Origin of the sequence: Faecalibacterium sp. AM43-5AT, from assembly GCF_003603345.1 — a bacterium.
Taxonomy (GTDB): Bacteria; Bacillota; Clostridia; order Oscillospirales; family Ruminococcaceae; genus Faecalibacterium; species Faecalibacterium taiwanense.
In genome coordinates, this window is the sequence record NZ_QVGZ01000001.1 from 227,845 (window position 1) to 245,620 (window position 17,776).

Below are 17,776 nucleotides of genomic sequence, written 5' to 3' on the forward strand. Positions count from 1 at the left end.
TGCTTTCCACTTTTCGTTGGCGCTATTTTGCAACAGCCCCTTTACAGGTTTGCTCAGTTCTTTTCGATATACACGCTGGTGGAGGGGAACGCAAAATCCACACCGTCGGCCTGCATGATGTCCATAATGTTCAGGTTCAGGTCGTTCTGCATCTGCAAAAATTCCGCGTAGGCGTTGGTCAGCAGGTAGGCGGAGACCAGAATGTTGATGCTGGAATCGCCAAAGTTTGCAAGCTGTACGATGTTGGTACCCTTGTTGGTGTAAGGGCTTGCGTCCAGCATGGTCTGCAAGTCTTTCATCAGCTGTTCCAGCTTCGGGCGGGTGGTGCCATAGGTGACACCCAGATTGAACTTGTAGGGCCGCATGGTGCGCAGGGCGGCGTTCTGCACGGTGGAAGAGCAGATCTTACTGTTCGTCACCACATTGATGGTTTTATCCAGCGAGCGGATGCGGGTGGAACGGAAGTTGATGTCGATCACTTCGCCTTCCACATCGCCCGCAGTGATCCAGTCGCCCACTGAGAAGGGCTTGTCCAGCAGAATCACGATGCCGGAAAACAGGTTGCTGGCGCTTTCCTGTGCGGCCAGCGAGATGGTCAGACCAACCAGACCGGCACCGGCGACAATGCTGCCGATGGGAAAGCCCACTTCTTGTGCCAACGCTGCCACGCACAGCACGATCACCAGCACCTTGTAGGCGGTGTCCAGCAAAGAGCAGAGCGTTTTGTTGGAGCGGATCTCCGAGCTGCAGGAAGCCAGCAGCAGGGCGGCCAGATCCGATGCCGCATACAGGCCTTCGCAGACCAGCAGGGTCATGACAAGGCGGAAGCAGACCAACAGCAGCTTGGCAATGCCGGGAATGGCCCAGGGCAGGGAAGCTGCCGCCAGATATACGCCAACCGCAGTGCACATGCGCTGGATGGGTACCGCAAAGCTGCGCAGCAGGATGGGAGTGCCGTTAAAGTGCCACTTGCGGGCCAGCAGTGCCGGAATGCCCTTTTTGCTCAGCCAGCGGCGTACCAGCCATGCGGCAAGCAGAATGAGCAGCGCGCACCCTGCGCGCGCAGCCAGTGCAAACCAGCCCTCCAGCAGCACAGAGCCAAGCTCAAACGAAAGATCACGAATAGAAAAGATCATGATAACCTCCTGAATTTTATACGACCCATTTATGATACCATACCGCACCCACCCGGGCAAGAGCTTACAGAAAAGGAAGCTTGAAAGAATTACTTTGACATTTTTTGCACAAATTTTAAGATGCCCTCTTGACAAGCTGGGCCTGCCACGCTATACTTTGTGCCAGAAAGTTCGTTTCAGGGCGGGGTGAGATTCCCCACTGGCGGTAAAGTCCGCGACCACCCGCAAGGGTGCTGACCCGGTGCAACTCCGGGACCAACGGTATAGTCCGGATGCAAGAAACGGCAGGCAAATCGTTGTCTACGCGCCCTGTTGCAGTGTTTTTGTTGCAGCAGGGCGCTTTTCTATTTGTCCTTCCCGTTCAAAAAAACAAGATACGAAAAGAGCTTTCGGAACAATTTTTGTAAGGGGCATCTTACCCCGGGAAGGATCATTACCATGAAAAAAAGCACGACTCACAATCTTACTGTTGCCGCCATGCTCAGCGCGGTGGCCTTTATCCTGATGTTCATTGAGTTTCCCATTCCGATGCTCATTCCGTCCTTCGTCAAGATGGACTTTTCTGACCTGCCGGCTCTGCTGGGTGCCTTTGCTCTCGGCCCGGTGTACGGTGTGGTCATCAGCTTTATGAAGAACCTGCTGCACATCGTTATCAAGGGCACTTCCACTGCATGCGTGGGCGAGCTGTGCAACTTCATGCTGGGTGCGGTTTTCTCCGCTGTGGCAGGCGCTGTCTATAAGCACCACAAGAGCCGCAAGACCGCCATCATCGGTGCTATTGCAGGCGCTGCAGCCATGGCTGTGTTCAGCGTACCGTCCAACTACTTCATCACCTATCCGGCCTATGTGCAGTTCTACCACATGCCGCTGGAAGCCATCCTCGGCATGTATCAGGCCATCCTGCCTTCTGCAGACAGTCTCATCAAGTGCCTTGTCATCTTCAATATGCCCTTCACGCTGGTCAAAGGCCTGCTGGATGCAGTGCTGTGCATGCTGATCTACAAGCCGCTGTCTCCCATCCTGCACGGCAGAAAGTAACTTGTTCTCCACTTTTTTCTTCTTCTCAAATCATATAACCACAGCAAAACTCCCCGGTCAGGTCCCGCAGTGCGGTTCCCGGCCGGGGAGCTGTTATTTAGAGGAAAATATATCCGCCCGCGATCGATCAGGCCAATGCCCCTTTGTCCAGCCATCTGCCATGGGCCAGCCGCACAAGGAACAGCACACCGCGTATGGTCAGCTCAAAGCTCATGGCCATCCATACACCCACCAGCCCAAAATGCGGAGCCAGCAGGGAAGCCAGCGTGAGCCGGATGCCCCACATGCTGACAAGGTTCAGCACAAAGCATCCCGTGCTGTCTCCGGCACCCTGCATGGCACCGCTGGCAACGATGCTGGCACCGAACATCGGTTCGGCCAGTGCTTCAATGCGCAGCACCCGTGCGCCCAGCGCAATAACTGCCGCATCTGCGGTGAAAACGCCCATCAGGTTTGGCGCAAAAATGTACATGCCAACGCCGGTCAGCGCCATAATGCCCATGCCCATGCCGGTGCACAGCCAGGCAAAGTTTTTTGCCATATCCCGACGGTTTGCGCCCACGGCCTGTCCCACCAGTGCAAGGGATGCATCCTGAATGCCATAGCCTGCCATGTAGCACAGGCTTTCGGCGCTCACACCCAGACTGTTGGCAGCAATGGCGGTGGTGCCAAGGCCGGATACGATGCGGATGAGCAGCACCTGCGCCGAGGAAAGAACTGCACGCTCTGCGGCCAGCGGTGCGCCTACCTTCCACAGGTTCTGCAGGCAGGCTTTGGTAATGTGCCAGGAGCCGGGCTTGCGGATGCACAGCGGGCCGTCCCGCAGCAGCAGGATGGCAAGGGTCAGCACACCGCTGATAGTGGTAGCAAGGGCGGTGCCCAGTGCTGCGCCCGGTACCCCCCAGCCAAGGCCCCAGACGGTCATTGTGCGGCCAAACACCACCATCTCACGGGTGGGATTGATGAGGCAGAAGTTAAAGATTACATCCAGCACGCAGGTCAGCACGCTGATAAGGCCCGGTGTCAGGGCATCGCCGGAGGAACGCAGCATGGAAGAGTAGGTTCCCATGATCATCAAAAAGGGCAGGGAAGCCGACCAGATGGCAAAGTAGGCCGAAGCATCCGCCTGCAGGGAAGGGTCGGCACCCAGCCATCCGGGCAGAAAGCGGCTGATGCCAATGCCGAAGGCCGCAGCTGCAAGGCCCACCACAAGGTTGAAGATCATAGATTGGCGCAATACACCGCGTGCATCGTCCTGCCGGTCTGCACCCAGATACTGTGCCACCTGAATGGCAAAGGACATATATAGACCGGCCAGCATTCCATGCATGAGCCACGTGCTGGAACTGACGATGCCAATGGATGCCGTAGCAGATGCACCGATATGCCCCACCATGGCTGCGTCGATGTACTCCACCGCAGTTACCACGATCTGCTGCAGGATGGATGGGATGCTCAGTGTGAGCACCACCTGCATGGTGTGCCGCAGCGGCACCTGTTCGCCCCGGCGCATCTGCGCCGAAAGCTGCTCAAGAGAGATGGACATGAGTTCTCCTTTTATAGAAACAATAACTTTTTCGACAGACTGATATACTATTATAAGTGCGGTGCTGCAGAAAGTCAATCAAACGTGGATTTTTCTCCGGGAATGATTGATTTTTTATGGATAGCGTGATACACTTCTCTCACAAACATAAAAGAAAGAGGAACTTTGAATATGATCGAATCACTGCTTTCGGTCGTAGGACAGCGCGGTGTCGATGCTCTGGCATTCCTGCTGGCGTTTGCCCTCACGGCTTTGATGGACTCCGTTTTTCACGATAAGCTTCCGCACGACCATGGCCGCGAGTTTGCGGTGAACGGTGCGCTTTCCAAGGGTAAGGCCCGTGGTTCCGGCCTGATCTTCGTGCTGTGCATCGCCCTGGTATCGCTGGCATTCCTGCCGTTCAAGGTGGAATACGTCATCTACACCATCCTGCTCATTGCATCCATGCTGTCCGGCTACTTTGACGATGCTGCTGAAACTGCATGGAACGAGTATAAAAAGGGTATCATTGATTTTGCCATTGCCATTGTTGCAGGTGTGACCTACCTCAACTTCAACGGCTGCGGTGTGAATTTCCTGCAGTGGAGTTTCACTCTGCCGTATGCTGTGTACCTGCTGCTGATCGTTATTCTGATCTGGACCAGCATCAATGTGGTCAACTGCACCGACGGCGTGGACGGCCTTTCGGCAAGTGTTGCAGTGGTGACCATCGGTACCTACCTGCTGGCCTATAAAACAGAACTGGCTGAGTACGGCACCGCAGGCGTTGTGTTCATGGGTGCGCTGCTGGCCTATCTGTGGTCCAATGCAAAGCCGTCCAGCCTGCTGATGGGCGATGCCGGCAGCCGCGCAATGGGCTTCTTTGTCGCAATGCTGTCCCTTAAGTGCGGCCATCCGTTTGCCTTCCTGCTGGCAGCCATCGTGTTCATCGTGGATGGTAGTCTGGGCATCCTGAAGATCAGCCTGAAGCGCTTTTTGCACATTTCCATCCTCAAGAACACCCGCACCCCTCTGCACGACCACGCCCGCAAGAATAAGGGCTGGAGCGACGAGCAGGTGGTGGCCCGCTGGCTGATCATGCAGTGTGTGGCTTCGGCTTTGCTGCTGCTCATTGTCCGCGGCTAAAATATAGCAATCAAAAAAAGACGCTTGGTCTTGTCTGAATATGTTTTCCCGGCAGGGAAGCATACAGCAGTGTATCAAGCGTCTTTTATTTTATAGTTCGATGATTCGTTACAGCCCGGCCTTTTTGGCTGCAGCCTGCACGACATGGCCCACCAGAACCGAGGTGGTCACAGTGCCCACACCGCCGGGTACCGGCGTGATGGCATCCACTACCGGCTCTGCTTCGCTGAACTTTACGTCACCGCACAGCTTGCCCTCTTCGTTCACATGGATGCCCACATCCACCACGGTCTGGCCCTCCCGCAGGCAGTCGGCACCCACGGCACCCATCTTGCCCATGGCCACTACTACCACATCTGCTTCCTTGCAGATGGCGGGCAGGTTCTGCGTGCGGGAATTGCAGATGGTCACGGTGGCGTTCTCGCGGTCCAGCATCATGGCTGCGGGCTTGCCTACCACAAGGCTGCGGCCCACTACGACAGCGCGCCTGCCGGAAAGCGGAATGTTGTAATACTTCAGGATCTCAAGGCAGGCCTGCGCGGTGCAGGGAGCGTAGCCGAGATCGGTATTAGTGAACACACCGGCCAGAGAATCGTCCGTGATGCCGTCAATGTCCTTTTCCGGAGCCAGCGCCGCACGCACAGTGCGGTCATTGAACTGCTTGGGCAGCGGACGGAACAGCAGGCATCCGTGGATGGTATCCTCTGCGTTCACCTCGGCGATCGCCTTCAACAGATCGTCCTGCGAAGCATCGGCGGGCAGAAGAAACTGCTTTACCTCCACGCCCACCTTGCCGCAGCGGGCGATCACGCCGCGCTCGTAGGAGAGGTCGTCCTCCCGCTCACCCACACGCACCACGGCCAGCGTGGGAGTGATGCCTTTTGCCTTGAGCTGCTCACACAGCGCCGCATTGCGTTCGTTCATAGCGGCTACAACGGGTGCGCCCTTCAAAATCGTTGCCATAATACTTTCCCTCACTTATTTCGCAATTTGTTCATCACGGATGCAAAAACAGCGTCTGCCCGCAACACAAATTCATCCAGCAGTTTGTCTGTTTTTGCGTCCAACGCAGCAGCGCGCTCACGGTCTGCCATCAGCTTTGTGTTGATGAACACATTCAGGCTTGCGGCCTGCAAGGCTGCCTTGCACAGGGCGGCTGCACAGCCTGCGTCCGAGACGGCCATCACGCTGCCCTTGGCGGCGTATTCTTCCACCAGAGCAATGCCCTCGGCGCACTTTTCCATGATCTCAAGTGGCACGGCACAGGCGGCATCCAGCGCCTTTTCCAGCACGGCGGCTTTGTGTGCAGCCTGCTCTGGTGTGTCCTTGGGCAGGCCGTAGGCCGCAGCCAGCGGCGCAAAGGCATCGGCATCGGCCTGCACCAGCGCTTCCAGCTCTTTGCGCAGGGCATCGGCTTTTGTGTTCAGGGCCTGAATGTCTGCTTCCACGGCGGCATATTTCTTTTTGCCGGTGGTCAGGTTGCCCACCATATTGCCCAGCGCTACACCGGCAGCACCCACCAGCGCTGCCGTTCCGCCGCCGCCCGGCGTGGGGGCTTTGCTGGCCAGCTCTGCGAGAAATTTCTCACAGCTCAGCTTAGTCATTTCCATTTGTAAATACCCCTCTCTGTTACATAGGCATCCAGCCGCTGGTCGTGCTCGTCTACGGCAGCATGTTCCACCCGCTGTGCCTCAAATGCAATGCCGATCTTCACCGCGTTTTTGCAGCGGGGAAGATACCGGTCGTAATAACCCTTGCCCATGCCGACCCGGAAGCAGTCTGCATCAAAAGCCGTGCAGGGTACAAGGACCAGATCCAGCGCTTCCGGCAGCAGAATCTCCGACCGGCTCAGGATGGGGGTGCGGATGCCGTACTGCCCCATCTCCCAGCCGTCCGGGCCGGGCACAGCGGCTGTAAGGGAATACGCCTCGCCGCACACCGGATAGGCCAGTGTTTTGCCCTGAGCTGCTGCTTCGGCGGCAAAGGCAGCAAGGTCGGCTTCAAAGCCAAACGCTGCGTACAGCAGGATGGTCTGCGCATTCTGCACGGCAGCCAGCTGCCAGAGGGATGCGCACAAAGCGGCATTTGCAGCCTTGCGTTCTTCCGGGCCGAGAGCCTTGCGTGCGGCACGGCCCGCTTTGCGCTGGGTCTGCTTTGCTTCGCTGACCGTCACCAGAGAACACCTCGCTTCATCTGAAGATTGACTGACTTGAAAAATATACAAAAACGACACTGCATTTTTATACAAGTATAATAAACACTTCAGACGAAAAAAGCAAGCCTTTTGGCAAAATGGAAGTTGAAGATTCTACAGCTTTCTGCTATGATAAAAGAAAGCAATTCGGTTCGTGCGCGGAGCAGGGTGGCTTGAAGAGATCCAGAGATCCGGGGCTTTCTCCGGAAATTGAGAGGGGTAGAATATTATGTACAATGAAATGATGGACACCATCGGTCTGGTCAATACCGTTGATCCGGAGTTGGCCGCAGCCATGGATCGCGAGCTGAACCGTCAGCGCCAGAACATTGAACTGATCGCCAGTGAGAACATCGTCTCTCCCGCCGTCATGGCCGCAATGGGCAGCATCCTGACCAACAAGTACGCCGAGGGCCTGCCCGGCAAGCGCTACTATGGCGGCTGTGTCTATGTGGACGAGGTGGAGAACATTGCCATCGAGCGTGCCTGCAAGCTGTTCGGCGCAAAATATGCCAATGTTCAGCCCCACTCCGGTGCACAGGCCAATCTGGCAGTTTATTTTGCTCTGCTGGATCTGGGCGATACTGTCATGGGCATGGATCTGTCTCAGGGCGGCCATCTGACCCACGGTTCTCCGGTGAACATGTCCGGCAAGAACTATAACTTTGTCTCTTACGGTGTCAATGCCGACGGCGTGATCGACTATGCTGAGCTGGAAAAGCAGGTTAAGAAGGTGCGCCCCAAGCTGATCGTGGCCGGTGCATCTGCATATCCCCGTGCCATCGATTTTGAGAAGATCGCTGAGATCGCCCACGGCTATGGTGCATATCTGATGGTGGATATGGCCCACATTGCCGGTCTGGTGGCAGGCGGCTATCACCAGAGTCCTGTGCCGTATGCTGATGTTGTTACCACCACCACCCACAAGACCCTGCGCGGCCCCCGCGGCGGTCTGATCCTGACCAACAATCCCATTCTTGCAAAGCGCATCAATTCTGCCGTGTTCCCCGGCACCCAGGGCGGCCCGCTGGAGCATGTGATCGCCGCAAAAGCTGTCTGCTTTGGTGAAGCACTGAAGCCGGAGTTCAAGGAATATGCCCGCAAGATCGTGGAGAATGCACAGGCTCTGGCAGCAGAGCTGCAGGCCCGCGGCGTCAAGCTGGTGTCCGGCGGTACGGATAACCACCTCATGCTGATCGACCTGCGTGACGAGGAGTGCACCGGCAAGGAGCTGGAAGCACGTCTGGACAGCGTGCACATCACCGCCAATAAGAACACTGTCCCCGGCGAGACCCGCAGCCCATTCGTGACTTCTGGCGTGCGTCTGGGCACCCCGGCTGTTACCACCCGCGGCATGGGCGTGGCCGAGATGAAGGTGATCGCCGACTGCATCGCCGATTGCATCTGGCACTACGACGAGAAGAAGGACGAGATCAGTGACCGTGTGCTGAAGCTGACCCGGGATTTTCCTCTGTATCAGTAAATATCGCATTGTTTGAAAGAGGAAGCGCCTTCGGGTGCTTCCTCTTCCTTTTTTGCTGGGTTTGTGTTACCATAAACGCAAAGACAAAAGGAGAAATGACCATGAAGCGTACAGGGCTGTTACATCTATATTACGGTGATGGCAAGGGCAAGACCACCGCTGCCATGGGCCTTGCTTTGCGGGCCATGGGCAGCGGAAAGCGGGTGGTGATTCTGCAGTTCCTCAAAGGCGGCAAAAGCGGCGAGGTGCCGCTGCTGGAACAGCTGGGTGCAAAGGTGTACCGCGGCAAGGCGGGGCAGAAATTCGTGTTCCAGATGAACGAAGCGGAAAAGGAAGCCACCCGCCAGCTGCAGAATGCGAACCTCACAGCTGCCATGGCTGACCCTGCCGACCTGCTGATTTTGGACGAAGCAGGCAGCGCATGGGAACTGGATATGGTGGATAAAGCCCTGTTGCAAAAGGCCGTGCTGGAACGCCCGGCAGAGCAGGAATGCGTGCTTACTGCCCATGCTGCGCCGCAGTGGATGCTGGATGCCGCCGACTATGCCACGGAGATGAAGTGCCACCGCCACCCTTACCAGAGGGGAATTTCCGCCCGGCAGGGCATTGAATACTGACCCGGCAGCAGGATGCCGGGTGCATGAGTGAAAAGCGCAAAAACCGGGATGGGGTATTTTTCATCTTGCATTTAGCCCACTGGTGTGATATGATGAAGACAAGAAATCATGCGTGCATTTTCTGAGCAGACCCACCACAGAACAGGGAACCGCTCCGCACCGCTGCCGGGCAGTTCCCGACGGCGTTTTGTTTGAAACTGCGGTTAGTGCTTCCTAACAGATTCTGCGTCAACGGGCCGATGCGCGCAGAAGATCTGGAGGAGAATAAAATGATTGAAACGATCGTAAAAGTAGATGGTATGATGTGCGGCATGTGCGAGAGCCATGTCAACGAAGCCGTGCGCAAGGCCTTCCCGGAGGTAAAAAGGGTGTCGTCCTCGCAGGCAAAAGCCCAGACGGTGATCCACTCGGAACAGCCGCTGGACGAGCAGAAGCTGCGGGATGCCATCAATGCAACCGGCTATGAGGTCAAGGGCGTAAGCAGTGCACCTTACGAGAAAAAAGGCTTTTTCTCGTTTTTGAAAAAGTAAGCAAACCTTAACACACATAAGGGAGGCGTATCTGGATGAGGATTCTGGTTTACGGTGCGGGCGTTTTGGGCTGCGAGCTGGCCCATGTGCTGATGCAGAACAAAAAGAACGTTGTCACGCTGCTTGCACGCGGAGAGTGGAAGGAAATGATCGACCAGAAGGGTTTGATCATCCGCCACTGGGTGCAGCGCAAGACCACAACGGAACGGATCAAAACCGTGGACACTCTTGCCCCGGATGATTATTATGATCTCGTCTTTGTGGTCGTGCAGGCGGGCCAGCTGCCGGAGGTGCTTCCTGTGCTCAAGGCCAACAAGAGCCAGTATTTTGTGTTTGTGGGCAACAACCCGCAGGCAAAGCAGGTGCTGGAATTCATGCAGCGCCCGGCGGATAAGATCGCATTCGGCTTTCAGGGCACGGCAGGCCGCCGTGAACACGACCATGTGGTCAGTGTGTACGCCAGTGCTGGCATGACGGTGGGCGGTGCCACAACTCCGCTTTCTGGCACCTTCCGAACCCGGCTCAAGACCGCCTTTGACGGTGCAAAATACAAGCTGACCTTCTATGGCGATATGGATGAATGGCTCAAGTGCCACATTGCATTCGTTCTGCCGGCGTGCTATGTGTGCTATGCCTGCAACGGCGATCTGCACCGGGCCACCAAGCAGCAGCGCGGCGCCATTCTGGATGCCGCCTATGAAGCCTGCCTGATGCTCAAGGATGCGGGCATCCCGGTGAACGATGCCAACAACACCGATAATTTCCAGCCCGGCACATCGACCCGCCGTAAGATGGAAGCGATGGTGTTTACCATGACAAAAACACCGCTGGGCAGATTGTGCGTTTCGGATCACGCCATGCACGCAGTGTCCGAAATGAAGTATCTGGACGAAGCGTTCGATGCTCTGCGCAGGCAGACCGGCACGGCAATGCCCATGTGGGAAAAGCTGCGCAATGAAATGCCCTCGTGGGATAGCCTGCAGCAGAACCGGAAAGCAGCAAAATAAAACAAAAAAGAAGCAAAGGCACTGCCGCTCCTGTTTTGGGTGCGGCAGTGCCTTTTTGTTTGGGTCTCATTTATTCCAGAAGTCCTGCAGGGCAGCGGCCAGTTCTTCGCAGCTGCGCAGATAGCGGATATGCCGCCAGTGAGGAGGGAACAGCCGGGTGTATTCCTGCTGGGCAAACCGGTCATCCAGCAAAAGCACCGCACCTCTGTCTTCCGGCGTGCGGATCACGCGCCCTGCGGCCTGCAGTACCTTGTTCATGCCGGGATAGCGGTAGGCATAATCAAATCCAAAACCGTTCTGTGCGTCATAATAACGGCGCAGCATTTCCTGCTGCGGATTTACCTGCGGCAGGCCCACACCCACAATGGCGCACCCGATCAGGCGGCTGCCTGCAAGATCGACTCCCTCACCAAAGATGCCGCCCATCACGCCAAAACCCAGAAGCGTTTCGGCCGGGTCCGGCACAAACTGAGCCAGAAATTCAGCCCGAGCGGCATCATCCAGACGGCTTTCCTGCACAAGGGTGCGAATGCCCGGGTAACGTGCTGCAAAATCTTCGTGTACCTGCCGCAGATATGCGTAGCTTGGGAAAAAGGCAAAGTAGTTTCCCGTTCTGGCCTGCACCAGCCGGGCCAGTGCATCCGAAACTGCCTGCACGCTGGCTTCGCGGTCGCGGTAGCGGGTAGAGATATTCGGCAGGCAATACAGCCCCAGATTTTCAGCCGGGAAGGGACTGCCCAGTGCGACGGCACGTGCATCGCTGCAGCCCAGAACACTGCGGTAGAACGAGGGCGGAGCCAGTGTTGCACTGAACAGCGCTGCGCTGCGCCCTGCGGCAAGGCTGGCATCCACAAAAGGTGCCGGGTCCAGACACAGCAGCTGCAATTCAAGCTCTCTGCCGCGCGCGGTAAGCTGAGTGACAAAGTGGCTGTCGTATCGTTCGGCGGCACGGGTGATGTCCTGTACAGCAAAATAAAGCTCCAGCAACTGTGCATGTACTTCGGCATCCGGGTTCGCTTCCAGCCAGTCCTGCAAAGGTGCCTGTACGGCCCGTAGCGAACTGAGCAGGGCAGAGGGCGGCTCCTGCAAAAACACAGTACTGTCCTGTACATACAGCGGTTCGGGCAGTTCCAGTGCGGGGGCAGTGTTTTCAGGCAAAAGACTGGTCTGTGCCGGGTCTGCGGCATCGGTCTGGCTGCTGTGCCGGGGTGCAAGCTGTATGCAGGCTTTCCGGGCTTCCAGCAGGGCTTTGTCTGCTTTGGTCAGAGCGGTCTTTAAAGCACTTTTGCCCTTGCCCAATGCGCGTTTTGCCTCGGTCAGGCTGCTTTTACAAAAGCGTGCAGAATACATTGCTCTGGCTCTGTCGGGCAGATTATGTGCTTCATCGACCAAAAACAACCAGTCGCCGGAAGAATCAAAGAACCGCTTCAGGTGCACCACCGGATCGAACAGGTAATTGTAATCCCCAATGACCACATCGCACCACTCGCTCAGGTCTAGCCCCAGTTCAAAGGGACACACCGAAAAACGCTTTGCCGCCCCGGCCAGCGCTGCGCGGTCAAAGCTGCCGGTACCGTCCAGCAGAGCTGTCAGCGCATCCTTGATGCGGTCGTAGTAGCCGTTGGCGTAGGGACAAAGCTCCGGCAGGCAGGCGGGATGTCCCTCTGCGTCCGGATGCAGGCAGACCTTTTCCTTGGCGGTCAGCGTCACACTGCGCAGGGCAAGCTCTGGCTGTGCCGTATGCAGCCGGGTCAAGGCATCCTCGGCGGCAGTCTGGGTCGTGTTGCGGGCCGTGAGATAGAACAGCTTTTCTCCGTTGCCTTCGCCCATGGCTTTCAGCGCGGGGAAAAGCGCGCTCATGGTCTTGCCAATGCCGGTAGGAGCCTGACAGAACAGCCGCGTACCGCCCTTGCAGTCGGCGGTCTTGCCAGCGCGGCAGGCGCGGTAGATCTCGCCCGCCATAGCCCGCTGTCCGGGCCGGTACTGCGCAAACGGGAACTGCAGTGCCGCAAGGCTCTGAGTACGCTTTACATCCCACTCTATCCGGCGCTGCGCCCACGGAGCATACTGGCACAATAATTTGTCAAGAAATTCATCCAGCTCCTGCTGCGTAAAGCGGCGGATAAAGCGGATGATCTGATCGGTGTCTATCTGATAATAAGTCAGCCGGACGTTCAGTTCCGGCAGGCTTTGCTGTGTGGCATAAATGGCACCGTACACCATGCCCTGTGCCCAGTGGCAGGGGTTCATATCCTCAGTGATCTCTTCCGGCGGCACAGCGGTGGTCTTGATCTCGTCAATGACTACCGTGCCAGTCTCATCGGTAAAAATGCCGTCAGCCCGGCCCTCAAGGGTAAAAGTGATGTCCTCTGCCTGCCGCTCTACGGAGAGAAATACCTCAGCCTGATAGCCGTCTCCGGCAGCTTTTTGCAATTTGCGGTGGATGTGGGCACCTTCCAGTGCACGGTCAAACCCCGTAAACCGGCTGTCAATGCTGCCGGTCCGCAGCAGAAATTCCACCAGCTGCCGGATGGGCAGATGAACCGTTGCCAAAGCATTTCACCTCCGCTTTTGGGATACACTGACGAACCGGTAATTTCTCTTCAGACACGATTCGGGCCATTCCATCGCCCGTCCTATTGCCTCACGGCAACAGGGTCCCACCCCAGCGGACGGTCTTCAGAGAAACTCCCGGTTCGTCGAAGTAAACTGATTATTTCAGGCCGAACATCTCCATGCATTCTGCTGCCGCTTCATCCACTTTGCCAAAATCCACCGCTGCACGGTAATAGGTCTCCAACTCATCGTGGCAGCTCTTGGCCTGTGCCATCAGGGCACTGGCCTGTTCCAGCAGTTCGGCGGCAGCACGCTCGTTAAAGCGCAGCCGTGCCCGGTACGCTGCCAGATTTTCCCTGTCAAGGAAGCGGGTGCACCGCACAGCCTGCACACTGGGCAGATGCACCGGATGCCAGCGATTATCCGTCAGGAAGGCAAGCTTCAGCTCCGGGATCAGGATATGGTCGATCTTATCCTCCGGGTGCATGGCGCATGGACAGGTAATAATGTGGTAGCCCCGCGTCAGGGCTTCGGCGCGGATCAGCTCCAGCAGCAGGCGGGACACCGCGCCGTAGTCATCCCGGAACACGATAAACTTATCCGCCAATGCCTGTGCAGTGCCCTGATAAAACACTTCACCCTTGGGGGTGACGGCGGAAAGCAGGCGCAGCTCTTCGCTGCCAATGCCTTCCGTGCGCGGCATCACCCGGGTGCACAGCCGTTTGACATAACGGCGCACCTTGTCAAAATTGGCGCTGCAGGCTTCGGCGCGGCGGCTGTCCAGCAAAAGGCTGCCTGCCGATGCAATATATCGTGCAGCGCGGCTGCGCAGCAAGGCGTTGCGGGCAAACAGCGCCTTGACCTCATCGGTGCACTGGTGCAGCTTTTCTGCATCGATGGTGTGGTACAAACTCACCACCACTTCGTCCGCACCGGGAGCATCCGGCTCCACCACATGGGGCGCAGTGGCATCCACGATGGCCCTGTGCTGCCCGGGCAGGATCACGCCGTCCAGACTGTCCGGGTCGCTGGCACAGTGGATGCGCTGCGTCAGTTCGCCGCGCTGTTCGGCAGCACGGGCAAGCCGCTTCATCAGGGTGGATTTGCCGCAGCCCGGCCCGCTTTTGATCAGGTACATCTGCATACCGGGTTCGTGGCGCAGCGGTTCAAAATAGCCCTTGAAACCGGCAGGCGTTGTGGCACCCAGAAAGAAATCAATGGAATCACGTCGTGCAGCTTCCATAATCGAACACCTCTCTTTTTGTTTTAGAGTATGCAAAAGGAAGGTGTTTGGTTCTTGCAGCGGGAATGATTCAGTCTTTATGATAGGTATGTTTGCACACCGTTTCAATGCTGTCCCGCAGGGCAGTAAAATCAGCAAAGGCTGCAGGCTTGTTCTGCGGGCTGCGCAGCAGAGCGGCAGGGTGGAAGGTACCCATGAACAGGATGCCGCCCTTTTCGTACAGCTGGCCATGCTCCTTGGTCACGGAGAAATCCTTTCGGATTATCCGCTGGGCGGCAATGCGGCCAAGGCAGACCACGATCTTTGGCTTCAGCAGGCGGAACTGCTCCCGCAGCCAGGGCATACAGGCTTCGCTCTCAGCAGGCTGGGGGTCACGGTTCTGCGGCGGGCGGCACTTGACGATGTTTGCAATATAGCAGTTCTTCGTGCGGTCAAGGTCGATGGCAAACAGATATTTGTCCAGCAGCTGGCCGCTGCGCCCCACAAAGGGCAGACCCTGCTCATCCTCATTCTGGCCGGGGCCTTCGCCCACAAACAGAACTTCGGCATCTTCCACACCCTGACCGAACACCACATTGGTGCGGGTCTTGCACAGCTCGCAGCGGGTGCAGGCAAGACAGCTTGATCTTAATGTTTCCCAATCCATGGCAGCTTGATCTCCTCTTGAAACGGTATGATGCTTAATTCACAAATCGGAACAGCTTTTCTCCTAAAATAATAGTACAAAATCTAGGATGGTACGATGCATTGCATGAAATGACGAATCCACTCAATGTCTCTTTTAGTATACGACTTTTCGGCAACATCATCAATACAGTGGCCGACAATCTTTTTAATGACATGCTCATCCACACCGGCTTTCTTTGCCGTGGTGACGAACTGAACACGACCATCATGAGGACGATGCCGGGGGACAAGGCCTAAAGCATTCACAACGAATGCGTTGCCCTTTCTGTGTGTGTTTTGGCTGGCGACTTAACGATACCACGGGACGATTCACTCGTCATGGATGTGGAGAAATCATACGATAAAACGTTGTTTTATCAAAAGAATAAACAAAGAGTATCTCGGAGCGTTGATTTTAAATCAATCTGCAGCAATGATTGAAAACGATTACACGTGCGGATTTCAAAGCACTTATACAAATTGTATCCGCTTTCTCTTTGCAGAGCGCGGCTGGATGTGTTATAATCAAAATAGTTTTCTGCAATGCATTTTCAGGCGGTAGTGCCGGACGGCAGCGCGGGAGAAACCGGATAGCGGGAGAGTGGAACTTTTGGAGTTGGAACAGGCAAAAAAGCGCGTGGAAGAATTGCGCGCTGTGATCGAGAAAAACAATCGGCTTTACTATGACCAGGATGCCCCGGAGCTTGAAGATTTTGAGTATGATGCTCTGACCCGGGAACTGAAAGAATTGGAAGCGCAGTTTCCGCAGCTGGTCACGGCATCATCGCCTACCCAGAAGGTAGGCGGCACGGCCAGCAGCAAGCTGCCCAAGGTGACCCATGCGGTAAAAATGGAAAGCCTGCTGGATGCATTTTCGTATGATGAGCTGCGGGATTTTGACCGCCGCGTGCGGGAAGCCGGCATAGAGCCGGAGTATGTGGTGGAGATCAAAATCGATGGCCTTTCCTGCAGTCTGGAATACGAAAACGGTGAGCTGGTTCGTGCCTCTACCCGCGGCGATGGCGTGGTGGGCGAGGACGTGACCGCCAATGTCCGCGCCATTCGCAGCATTCCCAAAAAGTTGAAGGATGCACCGGAATTTCTGGAAGTGCGTGGTGAGGTGTATATGCCGCATGGCGCGTTCCAGAAGCTGTGTGCAGAGCAGGAGCTGCAGGGCGCAGCGCCCTTTAAAAATCCGCGCAATGCGGCTGCCGGTTCGCTGCGCCAGAAGGATGCAAAGATCACCGGAAGCCGGGGCCTTTCTATCTTTGTTTTCAATGTGCAGCAGATCCGCGGCAAAACGCTTACCAAACATGCCGAAAGCCTGGATTACCTCAAGAGCCTTGGCCTGCCGGTCTCGCCGCGCTACCATATCGTGCATGACATTGAGCAGGCCATTGCCGAGATCGAGCAGATCGGTCAGAACCGTGCCAAACTGGATTTTGATATGGATGGTGCAGTGATTAAGGTGAACGATTTTGCACAGCGCGATTTGATGGGTTCCACCAACAAATTCCCACGCTGGGCAATTGCGTTTAAGTATCCGCCAGAGGTAAAGGAGACAACGCTGCGCAGCATTGAGGTCGCAGTTGGCCGCACCGGTGTTCTTACCCCGACGGCCTGCTTTGACCCTGTCTTTCTGGCGGGTACTACCGTTGCCCGCGCGACCCTGCACAATGAGGATTTTATCCATCAGTTCGGCCTTTGTATCGGCGATACCATTCAGGTGCGCAAGGCGGGTGATATCATCCCGGAAGTGATCGGTGTTACCCATCACGCAGAGGATGCACAGCCCTATGAGATGCCCACGGTCTGCCCCTCCTGCGGTGCACCAGTCGTTCATCTGGAGGATGAAGCAGCTCTGCGCTGTGTTAACCCCGAGTGCCCGGCACAGGCACTGCGCAATATCATCCATTTTGCTTCCCGCGATGCAATGGATATCGAGGGCCTTGGCACAGCAGTTGCCACCCAACTGGTGGAGAAGGACATGGTGCACTCCGCAGCAGATATCTACACGCTGACACGGGAACAGCTGCTGACGCTGGATAAGTTCAAGGAAAAGAGCGCCGATAACCTGCTGAACGCCATCGAGGCTTCCAAGCAGAACAATCTGGATAAGCTCCTGTTCGGATTTGGCATCCGCAACATTGGCGATAAAGCTGCAGCCCTGCTGGCAGAGCATTTCGGTACGCTGCAGGCTGTCCGGGAAGCAAGTGCAGAGCAGATTAGCGAGATCGATGGGTTTGGCGGCGTAATGGCACAGAGCGTCGTGGAATTCTTTGCAAAAGAGGGAACGATCGACCTTGTCCATCGTCTGGCCGATGCCGGATTGAATATGCAGTGGAAGGGCGAACCGAAAGGTGATAAGCTGGCAGGGAAAACGCTGGTGGTCACCGGCACGCTGGAAACTCTTTCCCGCAATGAGGCGGAAGCACTGATCGTGAAAAACGGCGGTAAGGCCAGCGGTTCTGTTTCAAAGAAAACGGCCTATGTCGTGGCAGGCACGGCAGCAGGCTCCAAACTGACCAAGGCGCAGGCGCTTGGCATCCCGGTGCTGACCGAGGCAGAATTTCTGGCAATGATCAGCGACGAAAACATCTGATAAAACCGTTCCAATGGATATCCCCGCAGTTTT

At 56.4% G+C, this 17,776-nt stretch carries 15 protein-coding genes and 1 riboswitch; of the genes, 7 read left to right on the top strand and 8 right to left on the bottom strand.

Annotated elements, in window-relative coordinates; genetic code table 11:
* Positions 1–53: 53 nt before the first annotated feature.
* Positions 54–1,136 (bottom strand): mechanosensitive ion channel family protein, encoded by a 1,083-nt coding sequence (locus tag DW937_RS01220; RefSeq protein ID WP_165852851.1) that lies wholly within the window; start codon positions 1,134–1,136, stop codon positions 54–56.
* A gap of 168 nt (positions 1,137–1,304) precedes the next feature.
* Positions 1,305–1,424: riboswitch (FMN riboswitch) on the top strand.
* A 150-nt stretch (positions 1,425–1,574) separates the two neighbouring features.
* Between DW937_RS01220 and DW937_RS01225 the strand changes: the two genes are divergently transcribed.
* A complete protein-coding gene (locus tag DW937_RS01225) occupies positions 1,575–2,174 on the top strand; it encodes an ECF transporter S component (protein ID WP_097777761.1) in 600 nt (199 codons plus the stop codon).
* Positions 2,175–2,301: 127 nt separating this feature from the next.
* Here DW937_RS01225 and DW937_RS01230 read toward each other — a convergent pair whose 3' ends face one another.
* Complete coding sequence (locus DW937_RS01230) at positions 2,302–3,720, bottom strand: MATE family efflux transporter (RefSeq protein ID WP_120019885.1); 1,419 nt, start codon at positions 3,718–3,720, stop codon at positions 2,302–2,304.
* A 171-nt stretch (positions 3,721–3,891) separates the two neighbouring features.
* On the opposite strand from DW937_RS01230, the gene DW937_RS01235 reads away from it, so the two are divergent.
* Positions 3,892–4,845: a phospho-N-acetylmuramoyl-pentapeptide-transferase gene (locus DW937_RS01235; protein WP_120119858.1), complete on the top strand. Its 954-nt coding sequence runs from the start codon at positions 3,892–3,894 to the stop codon at positions 4,843–4,845.
* Positions 4,846–4,953: 108 nt separating this feature from the next.
* Here DW937_RS01235 and DW937_RS01240 read toward each other — a convergent pair whose 3' ends face one another.
* From DW937_RS01240 to DW937_RS01250, 3 genes are read right to left on the bottom strand one after another with little or no spacing between them, the layout of a single operon-like run.
* Entirely contained in the window at positions 4,954–5,808 is an 855-nt protein-coding gene (locus DW937_RS01240; protein WP_118527280.1) for a tetrahydrofolate dehydrogenase/cyclohydrolase catalytic domain-containing protein, read from the bottom strand.
* Between the two features lie 11 nt (positions 5,809–5,819).
* Positions 5,820–6,455, bottom strand: a complete 636-nt coding sequence (locus DW937_RS01245; protein WP_097777764.1) for a cyclodeaminase/cyclohydrolase family protein — start codon at positions 6,453–6,455, stop codon at positions 5,820–5,822.
* On the bottom strand, positions 6,446–7,018 hold the full coding sequence (locus DW937_RS01250; RefSeq protein ID WP_097777765.1) for a 5-formyltetrahydrofolate cyclo-ligase: 573 nt from the start codon (positions 7,016–7,018) through the stop codon (positions 6,446–6,448). Before DW937_RS01250 ends, DW937_RS01245 begins: the two co-directional genes overlap by 10 nt.
* Positions 7,019–7,268: 250 nt before the next feature.
* Between DW937_RS01250 and glyA the strand changes: the two genes are divergently transcribed.
* The 4 genes from glyA (at position 7,269) to DW937_RS01270 (ending at position 10,676) form a co-directional block, all read left to right on the top strand.
* Positions 7,269–8,522 (top strand): serine hydroxymethyltransferase, encoded by a 1,254-nt coding sequence (gene glyA / locus DW937_RS01255; RefSeq protein ID WP_005942005.1) that lies wholly within the window; start codon positions 7,269–7,271, stop codon positions 8,520–8,522.
* Between the two features lie 101 nt (positions 8,523–8,623).
* Complete coding sequence (locus tag DW937_RS01260) at positions 8,624–9,139, top strand: cob(I)yrinic acid a,c-diamide adenosyltransferase (RefSeq protein ID WP_097775481.1); 516 nt, start codon at positions 8,624–8,626, stop codon at positions 9,137–9,139.
* Positions 9,140–9,408: 269 nt separating this feature from the next.
* On the top strand, positions 9,409–9,669 hold the full coding sequence (locus DW937_RS01265) for a cation transporter (RefSeq protein ID WP_044953687.1): 261 nt from the start codon (positions 9,409–9,411) through the stop codon (positions 9,667–9,669).
* 35 nt (positions 9,670–9,704) lie between these two features.
* Complete coding sequence (locus tag DW937_RS01270; protein ID WP_120119859.1) at positions 9,705–10,676, top strand: 2-dehydropantoate 2-reductase N-terminal domain-containing protein; 972 nt, start codon at positions 9,705–9,707, stop codon at positions 10,674–10,676.
* A 66-nt stretch (positions 10,677–10,742) separates the two neighbouring features.
* Here DW937_RS01270 and DW937_RS01275 read toward each other — a convergent pair whose 3' ends face one another.
* The 3 genes from DW937_RS01275 to DW937_RS01285 all read right to left on the bottom strand — a co-directional run bounded on the left by DW937_RS01275 (position 10,743) and on the right by DW937_RS01285 (position 15,121).
* Positions 10,743–13,229, bottom strand: a complete 2,487-nt coding sequence (locus DW937_RS01275) for an ATP-dependent DNA helicase (RefSeq protein WP_120119860.1) — start codon at positions 13,227–13,229, stop codon at positions 10,743–10,745.
* Between the two features lie 160 nt (positions 13,230–13,389).
* Positions 13,390–14,475, bottom strand: a complete 1,086-nt coding sequence (locus DW937_RS01280) for a hypothetical protein (RefSeq protein WP_120119861.1) — start codon at positions 14,473–14,475, stop codon at positions 13,390–13,392.
* Between the two features lie 70 nt (positions 14,476–14,545).
* Complete coding sequence (locus tag DW937_RS01285; protein ID WP_120119862.1) at positions 14,546–15,121, bottom strand: uracil-DNA glycosylase; 576 nt, start codon at positions 15,119–15,121, stop codon at positions 14,546–14,548.
* Between the two features lie 621 nt (positions 15,122–15,742).
* On the opposite strand from DW937_RS01285, the gene ligA reads away from it, so the two are divergent.
* On the top strand, positions 15,743–17,743 hold the full coding sequence (ligA, locus tag DW937_RS01290; RefSeq protein ID WP_118527268.1) for an NAD-dependent DNA ligase LigA: 2,001 nt from the start codon (positions 15,743–15,745) through the stop codon (positions 17,741–17,743).
* Positions 17,744–17,776: the final 33 nt, after the last annotated feature.

Excerpts from the sequence above, each read along its gene's own strand:
- DW937_RS01220 (WP_165852851.1), bottom strand. The coding sequence starts at position 1,136 with ATGATCTTTTCTATTCGTGATCTTTCGTTTGAGCTTGGCTCTGTGCTG.
- DW937_RS01225 (WP_097777761.1), top strand. The coding sequence starts at position 1,575 with ATGAAAAAAAGCACGACTCACAATCTTACTGTTGCCGCCATGCTCAGC.
- DW937_RS01230 (WP_120019885.1), bottom strand. The coding sequence starts at position 3,720 with ATGTCCATCTCTCTTGAGCAGCTTTCGGCGCAGATGCGCCGGGGCGAA.
- DW937_RS01235 (WP_120119858.1), top strand. The coding sequence starts at position 3,892 with ATGATCGAATCACTGCTTTCGGTCGTAGGACAGCGCGGTGTCGATGCT.
- DW937_RS01240 (WP_118527280.1), bottom strand. The coding sequence starts at position 5,808 with ATGGCAACGATTTTGAAGGGCGCACCCGTTGTAGCCGCTATGAACGAA.
- DW937_RS01245 (WP_097777764.1), bottom strand. The coding sequence starts at position 6,455 with ATGGAAATGACTAAGCTGAGCTGTGAGAAATTTCTCGCAGAGCTGGCC.
- glyA (WP_005942005.1), top strand. The coding sequence starts at position 7,269 with ATGTACAATGAAATGATGGACACCATCGGTCTGGTCAATACCGTTGAT.
- DW937_RS01260 (WP_097775481.1), top strand. The coding sequence starts at position 8,624 with ATGAAGCGTACAGGGCTGTTACATCTATATTACGGTGATGGCAAGGGC.
- DW937_RS01265 (WP_044953687.1), top strand. The coding sequence starts at position 9,409 with ATGATTGAAACGATCGTAAAAGTAGATGGTATGATGTGCGGCATGTGC.
- DW937_RS01270 (WP_120119859.1), top strand. The coding sequence starts at position 9,705 with ATGAGGATTCTGGTTTACGGTGCGGGCGTTTTGGGCTGCGAGCTGGCC.
- DW937_RS01280 (WP_120119861.1), bottom strand. The coding sequence starts at position 14,475 with ATGGAAGCTGCACGACGTGATTCCATTGATTTCTTTCTGGGTGCCACA.
- DW937_RS01285 (WP_120119862.1), bottom strand. The coding sequence starts at position 15,121 with ATGGATTGGGAAACATTAAGATCAAGCTGTCTTGCCTGCACCCGCTGC.